The organism is Bradyrhizobium lablabi (assembly GCF_900141755.1).
Taxonomy (GTDB): domain Bacteria; phylum Pseudomonadota; class Alphaproteobacteria; order Rhizobiales; family Xanthobacteraceae; genus Bradyrhizobium; species Bradyrhizobium lablabi_A.
The window spans coordinates 6,504,419-6,517,352 of sequence record NZ_LT670844.1 but is presented as its reverse complement, the minus strand read 5'-3'; the positions used below and the strand labels follow the sequence as shown (position 1 = coordinate 6,517,352).

The window sequence follows — 12,934 nt, the reverse complement described above, 5'->3', positions numbered from 1 at the left end:
GTCTCCGGTCCTGCCTCAGAGCCGCCAAAGCTCGATGCCGGCAGGCTTGAGGCCGCGGTCGAGCTTCATCTTGACATCGAGCACGAGACCCGTGCCGCCGGCCAACAATTTCTGGATCAGCGGCCAACCGCCATCGAGATAGCTTGCGTGCGCGACAGCCAGAACAACGGCATCGGCGGGTCGCAACGCCTCAAGTTCGGTTATCGACACGCCATAGTCGTGCCTGGCATCGGCGGCGTTCGCCAGGGGGTCGTGTACCTGCACCGACAGACCGAATGACTCCAGCTCGCGGATGATGTCGACGACGCGAGAGTTGCGGGTATCCGGAACGTCTTCCTTGAAGGTCAGGCCGAGTATGGTGACGGTCCCTCCACTGCCCTTTCGACGAAGCAGCCCCCGAACACATTCCCGCGCGACGTGCTGACCCATGCCGTCATTGATGCGGCGACCGGCCAGGATGACTTCGGGGTGGTAGCCTGCTTTTTCCGCGCGAAAGGTCAGGTAATAGGGGTCGACCCCGATGCAGTGGCCGCCGACCAGGCCGGGCTGGAACGGCAGAAAATTCCATTTGGTGCGGGCAGCCGCCAGCACGTCGCCGGTGTCGATGTTGAGAGCATGGAAAATCAGCGACAATTCGTTCATGAACGCGATGTTGAGGTCGCGCTGGGTGTTTTCGATAACTTTCGCAGCCTCTGCGACCTTGATCGAGGGCGCGCGGTGGATGCCGGCCGTCACCACGGATCCGTAAACCTCCGCGACGATATCGAGGGTTTCGCGGTTCTGCGCCGAGACCACTTTCACGATCGATTCGAAGCGATGTTCCTTGTCGCCGGGATTGATGCGTTCGGGTGAATATCCGACATTGAAATCCGAGCCGGCCTTGAGCGCGGAACATTGCTCGAGGATCGGCACGCAATCATCTTCCACCGCGCCGGGATAGACCGTCGATTCATAGACGACAACGTCACCCTTCTTGAGCGCGGCGCCGACCAGCCGCGAAGCTTCAAACATGGCGCCGAGATCAGGCCTGCGCGCGACATCGATCGGGGTTGGAACAGTCACGATAAAAAAATCGCAGGCTCGCAGCGCCGTTGCCTCGGTGGTAAGGCTCAGTGAAGCAAGCTTCAGGTCGGAAGGTTCAACCTCGCGCGTGCGATCCCGGCCGGCCTTTAGTTCCATGATGCGGGACCGATCGACATCGAAACCGACGACCGGGTGACCTGCGCGCGCGAGCGCTGCCGCCACCGGTAATCCGACATAACCCAAGCCGATAACCGCGATCTTACGGCGGTGTGACATCAAATGATATTCCAGCCTCTCGGGACCCCCTTGACGCGGTTCCGCCGACTGTTTAGCCGCCGCACCGTGGGCACCGCAAGGGGTGTGCGGGCCGTCTTTGCCAGGGTTATTGCCTTGGCGGCGCTAAAGCCATACCAAGGCGGGGAAGGAGCGCCCGGCGCACTCGCCTTCGATCATTTTAACCAATCAGCGAACACGGCCTGGAATGCGTCCGTTTCTTGTTTTGTCTATCCGAATTCTGGTGTCGCTGGCGCTGCTTTATTTGGCGCTGCGCGGGATCAATTTTACGGCAATTCAGTCGCGCCTTAGCCAGATCAATCTCGGCTGGATCGCGCTCGCCCTCTTGGTAACGGTGGTTCAGATCTTCATCGGCGCATTGCGCTGGCGTGAAATCTCGCAACTATGCCGGGCACCGCTGACCGATCTGCAGGCCTTCCGCTACAACATGATCGGCGCGTTTTTCAATCAGACGCTGCCCTCCTCGATTGGCGGCGACGCGGTGCGCCTCTGGCTCGTCAACCGCACCGGCGCAGGGTGGCGCGCGGCGACCTATTCGATATTGACCGATCGGGCCATCGGGCTGATCGCACTGGCCCTGATCATCGTCGCCAGCCTGCCGTGGAGCTACGGCATGATCGCCGACCATAACGGCCGGCTCGCGCTTGTGCTTGTCGATTTCGCGGCGCTCGCGGGCGGCTTGGGCTTTCTTTTGCTCGGTCACCTGCCGTGGAACTGGCTGAAGACCTGGTGGCCGACCAGACATGTCCACGCCTGTTCGGTCATCGCCAACAAGGTGATCTTCGACCGGCGGAGCGGGCCGAAGATCGCCGTGTTGTCGCTCTCGATCCACGTGCTGGCCGTGGTGATCGCCTGGTGCGCCGTTCGCTCGATTTCGGCGCCCGCCGATTTCGAGCAATTATTCTTGCTGATCCCTCCGATCATGCTGATCACCATGATGCCGATCTCGATCGCGGGCTGGGGGGTACGCGAGGCGACGATGATGGTCGCGTTTGGCTACGCGGGGCTGGCGCAAACGGATGGAACGGTGGTTTCGATTTTGTTTGGCGCGGTGTCATTCATCGTGGGTTGCGTCGGAGGGCTGGTCTGGATCTTCAGCGCGGAGAAGACTTCCGCGCCGATGGAGGTGAGCGAAGTAAGGGAAGAATTCTAGAGCTCGCCCAAGAGCCCGGATCTCGACCGGCCGATTTCCGTGACGCGATCTTGGGTCGTCATTGCGCGCACCACGCGTCGTGCCAGGCCTCCGCCATCAACACATTCCAGAGCCAATAGCCGTGATTGCGGCGGCCGCTCATATGCTCGCCAAGCTTTTGCTCGACGCGCTTTGGGTCGAACAATCCCTGCCGGCGCAATCGGTCCGGTGACAAAAGATCGCTGGCCCACGCTTTCAGCGCACCGCGAAGCCAGTCGTCGAGCGGAATGCTGAAGCCGGCCTTCGGCCGATCGATCAAGGCCGCCGGGACATGCTGATAGAGCACCTGCCGCACCAGCCATTTGCCCCGCCCGGCGCGAACCTTCATGTGCGGCGGGATCTTCGCGGCGAATTCGACGACATCCTTGTCGAGGAACGGCACCCGCGTCTCGAGGCTCACCGCCATCGCCGCCCGGTCCACTTTCTGCAAAATATCGTCGGTCAGATAGCTGAGCGAATCCGCAAGCGTCATGCGATCGAGCGGATCGAGCGGGCCTGTCACCTTGTTCATCTCGCCAGTCGACCAGTCGGCGCGCTCGTCGCCGTGCAGCACCGTTTGCGACGGATCGCTGTCGATCGAACAGAGCAATTGATACATATCGTCGAATGATTTCGAGCCGATGATGCGCGCGAGCTTTGCCACCTGATCCCCGGCCCTGCGGACCCGCAGCCGCGACGGCAGCAACGGCTCCGCCAAACGTGCGAGGCTGCCGGCCGGCTCCGGCGAGACCGCATTCAGCAGCGCGCTCGCGACCCGCCTGAGCGGAGCCGGCATCTTGCCGAACCGGGCGTCCAATTGGCCGCCCCAGACATGCCGGTTGTAGCCGCCGAACAGCTCGTCGCCGGCATCGCCGGACAGCGCCACGGTGACGTGCTGACGTGCCAGTGCGGCCACCAGATGGGTCGGAATTTGCGAGGAGTCGGCGAACGGCTCGTCATACATCCGCGGCAGCGTGGGGATCACGTCCATGGCGGTCTTCGGATCGACCGTAAGTTCGGTGTGCGAGGTGCCGAGATGCGAGGCGACCTTGCGTGCGTCGTCGGCCTCGTTGAACGCGCTGTTGGCAAAGCCGATCGTGAAGGTCCGCACCGGCTGGCTCGCCTGCGCCTGCATCAGCGCGACGATGGTCGAGGAATCGATGCCGCCCGACAGAAACGCCCCGAGCGGCACATCCGACAGGCATTGGCGCTTGATCGCGATCGACAACAGCCGCTGCAGTTCTTCGCTCGCCTCGGCCTCATTGCCGATGCGTGCGCCCTGTGCTGCGACGACCTGTTCCCGGTGCGACCAGTAGGGAACTGATTCCGGCATCGATCCCGGTGACGCATCGGCGGCAAACGTCACAAACGACGCGGATGGAATTTTCCTGATGCCCTGCCAGATGGTCGACGGCGCCGGAACGTAGGAATACCGAATGAACGCCGTCAGCGCCGTACGGTCCAGTGACGGCGACCATTCCGGATGAACCGCCAGCGCCTTCAGTTCGGAAGCAAAGACGAGATCGCCGCCGCACCATCCATAGAACAACGGCTTCTCGCCGAAGCGATCGCGGCACAGCGCGAGCATGCGCTCTTTCTCGTCCCACAGCGCGAAGGCGAACATGCCGATAAGGCGCTGCAGCGCGCCGGCCACGCCCCAGTGCCGGACCGCATACAACAGCGTCTCCGTATCGGAATGCCCGCGCCAGTTCGCCCCGGCGCCGTCTGCCTCGAGCTCGCTGCGAATATCGAGATGATTATAGATTTCCCCGTTGAAGGTGACGGTGAAGCGGCCGCACTCGCTGCGCATCGGCTGGGCGCCGGCCTCAGACAGATCGAGGATCGACAGCCGGCGGTGGCCGAAAGCCACGCCTGCGGCGGCATTGGTCCAGACGCCGCCGGCATCGGGGCCGCGATGGGCGAGCGCGTCCGCCATCCGCTTCGCGTAGCCGGCGAGCGCGCTTTCGTCGCCGCCGCCCGGGCGGAACAGCCCTGCGATCCCGCACATCAGTCTATTTCCCCGGCGCGGCCGAGACGCGCCTGCAAATCCTGCCATTGTTTCGCGACCGCGGGACGAACCGGCTTCAGCCGGTTTTGCTGAGCCAACCGGTTGAGGCCCAGACCAATGGTCGCAACGTCCACACCTCCCTTGACGAGCTGCATCGCGATCCCCTTCCAGACGGGCAAAAACTCTCCGGAATGCCGCGCATATCTCCACAACGAACCGATGAACATCCGCCGCCCCAACAGCATCTTGGCTAGCTCCAGTGCGTCCTGACGATACCCCATCAACACTTCATCGAGTGCGGCGAAGCGGCTGGTTCTGAAAGTCCGCAGCAGCAAATCCTGATCCTGGGTTTTCATCAGTCGCGCATCATACGGGTGCTTGCGAAACCATTCCGCGCGGCCGCACCAGGTCGGGTGCGGAAAAGGAAAGCCGCGAAAAGGCTGTGCCGTAATTTCTTGATGTGACAGACCGACCGGCAATTCGCCGACAAGCCGGGCGTTGCGGTTAAAAACCACGGCCCCACACCCGAGGACATCAAGCTGTGGCTCCTGTCGCAATCGATCAATCTGCCGCGCAAGCCGATCCGGAAAGCAAACATCATCAGCATCCATGCGGGCGATGAAAACCCCACGGCTCAGCGCCACGGCCTGGTTCAGCCGCATCGCAAGCCCGGCGCCGGAAGCCTCGCAAACCAGCCGGATGCGCGGATCGTCGAACGTCCGGACCATCGCTGCGCCTTGGTCGATGGAGCCATCGTCGATGACGATCAGTTCCCAATCCTGCAGCGTCTGCAGCTGGATCGAGCGCACGGCGCTGCCGATCGTCTCCGCGGCGTTGCGCATGGCCATGATGACGGACACCAGCGGGCGCTCGTCCTGATGCGATGCTTGGGACAAGCTCAGCTCTCGGCGTAGAACAGCCGGCCCGGCAAGCCCCGCGCGCGATAGGTCGTCGCGCCCGCGAGCCGCCATGAAAGCTCATAGCTAAATCGTCGCGCCGCGCGCGGGCCGCGTTCGCTCCCGAACACAAGCGAGAAAGCGGCGATCAACAGCGAGCGGAGCCTTCCGGCAAAACCTTTATGGCGATGCTGCTCGACAGCCGCCGCGAGCGCATCGACCGAGAGAGCCCATAGCTGAGTTTTTCGCGCGGCCTGGAGCGGCCGGAGTTTTTCCAGGATTTCGGAAATGCGCCGTTCGTAGGTATGCTCGGTTATCACCCGCGCGTGACCGGCCCGCGCGATGACGTCGCGCTCGCCGGGGTGATCAAGATAATGGCGCGCTTTCTCGACGAGTTCGCCCGGCGAAGTAAACACCGCAATCTCGCTGCCGACGGCAAAATATTGTTCCAGTTCGGGTGCAACTTCCGTCAACAGAAAGCCGCCTGCCCCCGGCACCTCAAACGTTCGTGCCTTGATCTGGCGCTGATCGAGGCTGCCTGCGCCGCCTGGATTTTGACCCGAGCCCGAAAAGTTCAGCGAAATGCGGGAGGCCCGGAAAATCTCCGGAATTTCCGCCGCGCTGACGACGCCGTTCTCGGTGCCATGGCCGAAGCACGACACCGCGATGCCGCTTGCGCGGAGCGCCGCGATCCACTCGGCGCGATAGCCATACATGGAGCCTACGAAGCTGACGTCGTAATGGCAGGATTGCGACGAGCACGGCTCAAGCGATGTCGCCGCTGAGGCCGCCCATTGCGAGAGAAACACATTGCCAAGGCCGCGTGACGGCGCGGTCTCCGCCGCCGCACGATCGGTGGTCACATGCAGATCGACGTGTTCGGCGAAGAACCGCGAGGCCTGGGCGAACTTCCAGGAATCGTCGGTTCCCCAGTTGACGACGACCGCCGGGCTTGCCTGGCGGATCAGATCGAGGGTCTCGAACCAGATTTCGTAGTGCATCAGCACGCAGAAGATCAGGTCGGGACGAAAGCGCGCGACCCGATCGAGCAGCGCCATGTTGAGATCGGCGAAATCGCCATGCAGCGAGCGGTCGCCCGAATCGAAGAAAGAAACCTCGTGCCCCAGCCGCTCGAACGCCGGAACGAAATGGACGTAATCGTAATTTTCGCCGCGCTCCGGCTTGCCATAGGCATAACGGCTCAACACGCACAGGATTTTCATGGATCAGGCGGCGCGCTGACGGATGGCCGTCACGTGATAGCCGACGGTAAAGCGCTGCTCGCGATCGAACCGGTCAAGTAGTTTCGCCGCCAGCGGAACGCCGAGCGCGAGAACGGGCGCGAGAACGAGCCAGAACGGCAACCACAGCAACTGAATATGCCATGGTGCGGCAAAGCCGAGCGGGCGCGTCATACGTGCAAACCGGATGGTTTCCTGCGCGACATGGCGCAAGGTGCCGGCATTGGCGGTTACGGCAATGCAATCGAATCCGGCCTCCTGCAGAAACCGCCGGTACCAATACGGCGTATAGCCGCCATAGAAATGATACGGCTCCTGATGAATGCCTGACCCGAGCGGCGCGGTCAGGATCAGGCGGCCGCCGGTCGCGATGATCCGGCCGAATTCCTTCAACACGGCAATCGGTTCGGGAACGTGCTCCAGCACCTCGGTGCAAATGATGACGTCGAAACACGCATCGGGTACGGGAATGGCGTTCGCCTCGCAGACAAAATCGATCGGAGCGTAGCCGCCGTGCCGCAGCTGATCGTTTTTCAGCTGGGCGAAATCCTGGGTCTTGTAGTCGCAATGTGCAAACAGCGCACGGTATGGCGCCGACCCGGCCCCGACATCGAGCACCTTCGATCCCTTGGGCACACTCGCGGCCTGCTCGGCGATCCAGCGGTCGCGATTGCGCAGGTTGAAAGCGAACAGATCGCTGCTCGCAAAGCGGCGGCGCAGGGCTGACAGCACTAACAAGACGTCCCCAAAGACAACCGAACCGCGTTACCGCCGGAACTCGAAGAAACCGCAGCCATAGTCGAGCTGCGGAACCAGCGCCGGAGCCGTGTCCTGATGCAGCGTGCCATCGTCCGAGACATAGGAGAAATTGGTCAATCTGAGCTGCGCAAATAGCGACAGGATCGTGGCCGGCGCGAACACGCGATGCGCATTGAAGCAGACCCTCTCCCGGCCGATCGGCGTTGACAGATAAAGCGTACCCCCTTCGCCGACCAGGCGCTGCAACTCCTCCGCGGCGAGCCGGGCCCCGTCGGCATTGACAGGATCGCCGTATCGCCCGAGGCCGATGTGCTCGATCACATGCAGACAGGACAGGCTTGCCACCGAGCGGTCCGCGAACGGCAGACGATTGATATCGGCCGCGACGCAGTTCAATCCGCTTTGGCGGACGACGAGCGGCCGGTAATCGACAAAGATGGTCGGCACATGGGCGGAAAGCACGCCCACCGTCAGCACGCTCGACCCGATGTCGACATGCTGGCGCGGCCTGGCGTCCGCCAGCCGCCGGGCAAGCCAGTTGCCCTGATAGAAGTAATGCGGATCGAACGGTGTCGCCGACAGCCGGTCCGCGAGGCAGGGATAGGAGTCGGCGGCTTTGACGGACCAGGATCCGGCCTGCCGGCGAAACGCGAGCCAGTCCGCCACATAGCGCGGAAGATATCGCAGCGAGACCAGGCGGCGCCAGTCGACGATCGCGCCGATCCAGCGCTTGGCAAATTCTTTCATCGCAGGCCGACCGAACTCAAAGCCGATCCGGCACGGCCGGCCAGTAACCCGCACACGGCAGGCTCGTAACCAGCCTGCCCACGAGATCCGGCCGGCGCCACAATAGCGGTGCGAGGCGGGCGCGGGCGCTCATCGCCACCCGAGTGAAGCAGCGGTAGAGCGCCTTCATGGCCGAAGCGGACCGGCATCCGCCGATTTCCCTGGCCCGGACCCGCTTGCGTTCGTCCTCGTAAGCCGCCGAGCCCGAGATCGACTTCTGCCCGGCATGCCGCCGGAAGGCACTGAAGGCGAGCGGCACATAGCCGGTGCGGCCGGCAATCGCCATGCGCAGGAACAGGTCATAGTCCGCGGCATATCGCAGCGAACGATCGACCCCGCCGATCTTCTGATACAGGCTGCGGCGCCAGAAGCAGGCATCCTGCAGCGGCGTCCAGCCGCCATACAACATCGCCATCCGCAAATCCGGAACCCATCCGCGGCTGTAGGCCAATATCTTGTTGGCTTCATCGATGTAAAAATCGTCGCCGAAGATCATGTCGAGATCCTCGGTCATCCGCTTTCGTGCGGCATCGAGCGCGCCGGCCAGATACATATCGCCGGCGTTGATCCAGCACAGGATGTCGCCGCTGGCCCGCGCGAAGCCTTTTGCGAGAGCGTCGGCGTAGCCGGCATCGCTTGCGCTGACCCAATCGGTGATGCGATCTTCATGGCGGCGAATGATGTCGATGCTGCCGTCGGTCGAACCGCCATCGATGACGAAATATTCGTCGCCCGCCTTCAGATTTCCGATCACCGATTTGATGGTGTCCTCGAGGTACGGCGCCATGTTCAGCGATGGCGTGACGACGGAGATGCGCACGGGAGAGATCGCTTATCGCTTCAGCTCAAGGCCAGCAGCGGCGAATGGCGGAAAACTCGTCGAGAAATTTCAGCGCGCCCGCGACAAAATCGGCCGGTAAAAATCGCTTGGCGCGGATGCGGCCGGCCTCGACAAGCCGCGAGCGAAGCGCCGCATCGTCGAGAACTTTCGCAATCGCTCCGGAAATACTCGTGGGATCGCCGGGCTCGCAAAACAACGCGGCATCACCCAACTGCTCTTCCGCGCCCGGAACGCGCGTCGCGATAACTGGACAGCCCAGCGCAAACGCCTCCAGCGGGGGCAGATTTTCCGGACCACACCAGGAGACATAGGTCAGCGCCAGCGCTTGCCGATACAGCGCAACCAGAACGGGCCGCTCGACAAAACCTAGAAAATGCACCTGGTCGGAGATTCCCTCGCGCGCCGCAACATCCGCGACAAACTGGCGGTTGCCCTGGTCCGAGCCGACGAAGGCGGCTGCAACCGCCGTTCCCTTTCTCTTCAGATCCGCAATCGCAAGCAACAGATTGACGTGGTTCTTGTGCGGCCAGAATTGCGCGGGATAAAGCACGTAAGGCGGCCTCATCCCCAGGCGCTCGATCGCGTCCGCCGGCGCGGCTTGATTCTCGCGGAACACGTAAGACGGCGTCGGATGCGGGAGTGTCAGAATGTTTTCCGCCGAAATCTGGAAGTACTGCGTCAGTTGCTCGCAACCGGCCCGGGTGCCGGTGATGATCTTACTGGCCCGCTGCAGGAACCAGCGATGAACGGAATCCCGTCCGTCCCACATTCCGCCCGCGCTCATCTCCGGAAACCAGGGCGTTGCGCGATGCTGGAGGTCCCAGACCACCGTCATGAAGGGAATGTCGGTGCGATCGGGCTGCGCGCTCAAGAACCAGACGAACTCGATCCCGTTCGCCGCTGCGACGCGATCGATATCGCTCTGGCGGCGCCAATGCGCGCGTACGCTCTCGATCTCGCGGAACGCCATCGCGGTGAGCCGTCCGGTGCGGCGTGGCACCCCGACCACCGGCAAGCTCCCGGACATTTCCTTCGCAAGGGCCGCGGCCGACGGCTCCGGGCAGAGCACGGTGAAGCGGTGCGCTGACGAAGCCGCGGCCTGACGCAGGGCTTCGAGGATCTCCCGCTCGAACGTGTGTCCGCCGCCGGATTGCGGATCGAACCCGGCGACGACGGCCGCAACGTGCATCGAATTCAGCGTCTTGCCGCGGCGATCGCCTCGCAGACGCGGGCAATCGTCGGACGAGCGAGCTGGTTGGCCGACGGTAAATAAAAGCCGTCCCTCCATAATCCTTCGGCAACCGGGCAGGCGATATCGCGATGGCCTTGCTGGGCCCGCAAGAACGGCTGCATGTTCATCGGACAGAAGAAGGTCCTGGTCTCGATGCCCTGCTCCAGCAGAATGCCGGCAAGCTCATCGCGGGTCCGGCCGAACTCCGGCTTGATCACGATCGCATACATCCAATAGACGTTGAGCGCTCCCGGCAGCTCCGCTGGCGTCTGAACGCCGGGAATATTCACCAGCAGTTCGTTGTAGGTGGCGGCGACCCGGCGTTTTTCGGCAATGAAACGGTCGATCTTTGCGAGCTGCGCCAGGCCGAGCGCCGCCTGCATGCCGGTCATCCGGAAATTATAGGCCGGCACCTCGTGAAAAAATCGCGGCTTTCCGAACCCGAGGTTGCGCAACAGCCGCAGCCGCTCCGCAAGCTTGGGATCGTTGGTGACGACCATCCCGCCCTCGCCGGTGGTGATGATCTTGTTGGCATAGAAGCTGTAGCAGGCCATGTCGCCGAAGCTGCCGGTCATCTGCCCCTGCCAGGTCGCGCCATGCGATTCCGCGCAATCCTCGATCACGACCAGACCATGCTTGCGCGCGACCGCCATGATCTTGTCCATCGCGCAGGGATGACCGAACAGATGCACGGGGATAATCGCCTTGGTGCGCGGCGTGATCAGCCCCTCGATCAAGTCCGGATTGAGGTTCCATGTCACCGATTCGGAGTCGATGGGAACCGACACCGCGCCGTTGTGATAGGCCGCAAGCGCGGTGGCGATATTGGTCGACGCGCTCATCAGGACTTCGTCGCCTCGGCCAATTCCGGCGGCGGACGAGGCGAGTTGCAGCGCCGTCGTGCCGCTTGTTACCGCTACCCCGTATTTGCAGCCGACATAGGCGGCGAACCGCGCTTCGAATTCCGGCAGCGCCTTGCCGAAGGAGCCCGATATTTCGCCGCGACGGAGGGCATCGAGAACGGACTGGATCTCTTCTTCGCCGAGATCCGGCTCATGAACCGCTATTTTACCTGGTGCTGACATTGACCTTATCGAGTTTGTCGCCGAAGAACGGCCCTTGTTTGACGCTGACACACTGCATGTCTTCGATCACGCGAACCGCGTGAATGCCGTGAACGAGATTGATGGCATCGCCCACGCGCAAGACGACCTCGTGGAATTTGGCGCCATCCGGCGCATAGAATTCGATAGCGAGGACGCCACGCTGCACGACGAGCATCTGCTGCAGATCGGAAATCTCGCGCTTGATCGGATGGTGATAATGCGCGGGCTCGACAAATCCCGCCTCATGCGCCAGCAGCCCGAATTGCAACGACGATCCTTGCTCGGAAAAGAAGCGGCTTTTCTCGACTGACGTGCCCGCCCATATCACCTCGGCATAGAGCGTGCCGTCGCGTTCTATTCTTTCATAAGCCATCGCCTATCCAGTTCAGATGAAGGTCATGTCCCGGGCGCCGGTCCGATTTCCCGGATCACCCGCGCGGGGTTGCCGCCCACGACGGAGCGCGCAGGTACATCCCTGGTCACGACGCTTCCCATCCCTACCACGGCCCCGGCGCCGATGGTAACACCCTTGAGGATGATGCTCCGTGCACCGATCCACGCGCCCTCGCAGATCCGGATTGGCGCCATTTCGGTGTGCGACCAGTCGTGGCGGCGACCGTCCATCCAGGTCGCGAGATCATTGACGCGCAGCTCGGGGAACAGGCTGTGATTGTCCGCGTCCGCAATGAGGCAGGCGTAACTGATCAGGACATTGCGTTCCACGGTAACCGAGAGCGCGCAATCGATCACGGACCCTCCTCCGAGCAAGACACGATCGGCAAGATCGACCCTGCTCTCGTCCCGCTCGGCCACGATCTGGCCCTGGATCAGGCAGTGGGCTCCGATATTGATCTCTGCGCCGGCGGCCCGGCGATCGATCACCCCGTCGAGCCGCGTTCCGTCGCCGAGCCGCGTCACCCGGCTGCGGTTTTCGCGGGCACGGTTGCGGTGAACAAGCTTGCGGAGAAGATCGATCACGTCTTGCTCTGGCCGACGACGCGCGCCGGATTTCCGACAACGACCGAATAAGCCTCGACATCATGGGTCACGACCGAGCCTGCACCGACGACGGCGCCGCGTCCGATGGTCACGCCCTTCATGATCGCCGAATTGAAGCCGATCCAGACGTCATCCTCGATCCTGATCGCCCGGTGCACGACCGCCTCGGGCGTCAAATGACGGCCGGCGGTACGAAGCTCCCTGTACCTCTCGTGCCTCTCGCCCGCGGACAGGCTGTGCGAATTATTATCGAACACCTGGACGCCGTGCGAAACGAAGACCCGGCTGCCGATGTCGATCGATTCCATCGCCCACAGCTTGGCGCCCGGCCCGACAAAGCACCAGTCCCCGATCCGGACTTTTGCCGCGTCGGTGATAATGTTGATTTCACCCATGAAGAGGCTGCGCGATCCGATGCCGACGGCCGCCCTCGCGAATGGATTGTGGATCGATGTCTGCGGCGTGAACTCGGCATCCTCGGCCGCGCAGCAATAGCGGCGCAGCTTCGCCACCCAAAGCCTGTCGCGGATCCGCGAGGGGAAAGCGAGCAGCGCGTAGGCCAGGCGATCGATCAAGACG

13 protein-coding genes are annotated in these 12,934 nt (G+C 62.8%); 1 reads left to right on the top strand and 12 read right to left on the bottom strand.

All coding sequences use genetic code 11. From position 1 onward, the window contains the following. Window positions 1-15 precede the first annotated feature (15 nt). A complete protein-coding gene (locus B5526_RS30055; protein ID WP_079543390.1) occupies window positions 16-1,299 on the bottom strand; it encodes a nucleotide sugar dehydrogenase in 1,284 nt (427 codons plus the stop codon). Between the two features lie 205 nt (window positions 1,300-1,504). On the opposite strand from B5526_RS30055, the gene B5526_RS30050 reads away from it, so the two are divergent. Beyond that, complete coding sequence (locus tag B5526_RS30050; RefSeq protein ID WP_079543389.1) at window positions 1,505-2,470, top strand: lysylphosphatidylglycerol synthase transmembrane domain-containing protein; 966 nt, start codon at window positions 1,505-1,507, stop codon at window positions 2,468-2,470. A gap of 58 nt (window positions 2,471-2,528) precedes the next feature. On the opposite strand, the gene asnB is transcribed toward B5526_RS30050, so the two are convergent. The 11 genes from asnB to B5526_RS39505 all read right to left on the bottom strand — a co-directional run bounded on the left by asnB (window position 2,529) and on the right by B5526_RS39505 (window position 12,930). Further along, window positions 2,529-4,496, bottom strand: a complete 1,968-nt coding sequence (gene asnB / locus B5526_RS30045; RefSeq protein WP_079543388.1) for an asparagine synthase (glutamine-hydrolyzing) — start codon at window positions 4,494-4,496, stop codon at window positions 2,529-2,531. Further along, window positions 4,496-5,392: a glycosyltransferase family 2 protein gene (locus B5526_RS30040; RefSeq protein ID WP_172842146.1), complete on the bottom strand. Its 897-nt coding sequence runs from the start codon at window positions 5,390-5,392 to the stop codon at window positions 4,496-4,498. The genes asnB and B5526_RS30040 overlap by 1 nt, the downstream gene beginning before the upstream one ends. Window positions 5,393-5,394: 2 nt before the next feature. Next, entirely contained in the window at window positions 5,395-6,615 is a 1,221-nt protein-coding gene (locus B5526_RS30035) for a CgeB family protein (RefSeq protein ID WP_079543386.1), read from the bottom strand. A 3-nt stretch (window positions 6,616-6,618) separates the two neighbouring features. After that, on the bottom strand, window positions 6,619-7,365 hold the full coding sequence (locus B5526_RS30030; protein WP_197688375.1) for a class I SAM-dependent methyltransferase: 747 nt from the start codon (window positions 7,363-7,365) through the stop codon (window positions 6,619-6,621). 33 nt (window positions 7,366-7,398) lie between these two features. Beyond that, on the bottom strand, window positions 7,399-8,139 hold the full coding sequence (locus B5526_RS30025) for a DUF268 domain-containing protein (protein WP_079543385.1): 741 nt from the start codon (window positions 8,137-8,139) through the stop codon (window positions 7,399-7,401). Between the two features lie 16 nt (window positions 8,140-8,155). Then, window positions 8,156-8,998, bottom strand: a complete 843-nt coding sequence (locus tag B5526_RS30020; protein WP_079543384.1) for a glycosyltransferase family 2 protein — start codon at window positions 8,996-8,998, stop codon at window positions 8,156-8,158. 25 nt (window positions 8,999-9,023) lie between these two features. Beyond that, a complete protein-coding gene (locus B5526_RS30015) occupies window positions 9,024-10,208 on the bottom strand; it encodes a glycosyltransferase family 4 protein (protein ID WP_172842145.1) in 1,185 nt (394 codons plus the stop codon). A 5-nt stretch (window positions 10,209-10,213) separates the two neighbouring features. After that, complete coding sequence (locus B5526_RS30010) at window positions 10,214-11,335, bottom strand: DegT/DnrJ/EryC1/StrS family aminotransferase (protein WP_079543382.1); 1,122 nt, start codon at window positions 11,333-11,335, stop codon at window positions 10,214-10,216. Further along, window positions 11,319-11,729 carry a hypothetical protein gene (locus B5526_RS30005; protein WP_079543381.1) on the bottom strand — a complete coding sequence of 137 codons (411 nt, stop codon included), beginning with the start codon at window positions 11,727-11,729 and terminating at the stop codon, window positions 11,319-11,321. Before B5526_RS30005 ends, B5526_RS30010 begins: the two co-directional genes overlap by 17 nt. 23 nt (window positions 11,730-11,752) lie before the next feature. Further along, entirely contained in the window at window positions 11,753-11,944 is a 192-nt protein-coding gene (locus B5526_RS39805) for an acyltransferase (protein WP_433994670.1), read from the bottom strand. A gap of 386 nt (window positions 11,945-12,330) precedes the next feature. Continuing rightward, window positions 12,331-12,930, bottom strand: a complete 600-nt coding sequence (locus B5526_RS39505; RefSeq protein WP_079543379.1) for an acyltransferase — start codon at window positions 12,928-12,930, stop codon at window positions 12,331-12,333. Between the last annotated feature and the right edge of the window lie 4 nt (window positions 12,931-12,934).

Excerpts from the sequence above, each read along its gene's own strand:
- B5526_RS30055 (WP_079543390.1), bottom strand. The coding sequence starts at position 1,299 with ATGTCACACCGCCGTAAGATCGCGGTTATCGGCTTGGGTTATGTCGGA.
- B5526_RS30050 (WP_079543389.1), top strand. The coding sequence starts at position 1,505 with ATGCGTCCGTTTCTTGTTTTGTCTATCCGAATTCTGGTGTCGCTGGCG.
- asnB (WP_079543388.1), bottom strand. The coding sequence starts at position 4,496 with ATGTGCGGGATCGCAGGGCTGTTCCGCCCGGGCGGCGGCGACGAAAGC.
- B5526_RS30035 (WP_079543386.1), bottom strand. The coding sequence starts at position 6,615 with ATGAAAATCCTGTGCGTGTTGAGCCGTTATGCCTATGGCAAGCCGGAG.
- B5526_RS30025 (WP_079543385.1), bottom strand. The coding sequence starts at position 8,139 with ATGAAAGAATTTGCCAAGCGCTGGATCGGCGCGATCGTCGACTGGCGC.
- B5526_RS30015 (WP_172842145.1), bottom strand. The coding sequence starts at position 10,208 with ATGCACGTTGCGGCCGTCGTCGCCGGGTTCGATCCGCAATCCGGCGGC.
- B5526_RS30010 (WP_079543382.1), bottom strand. The coding sequence starts at position 11,335 with ATGTCAGCACCAGGTAAAATAGCGGTTCATGAGCCGGATCTCGGCGAA.
- B5526_RS30005 (WP_079543381.1), bottom strand. The coding sequence starts at position 11,729 with ATGGCTTATGAAAGAATAGAACGCGACGGCACGCTCTATGCCGAGGTG.
- B5526_RS39805 (WP_433994670.1), bottom strand. The coding sequence starts at position 11,944 with ATGGCGCCAATCCGGATCTGCGAGGGCGCGTGGATCGGTGCACGGAGC.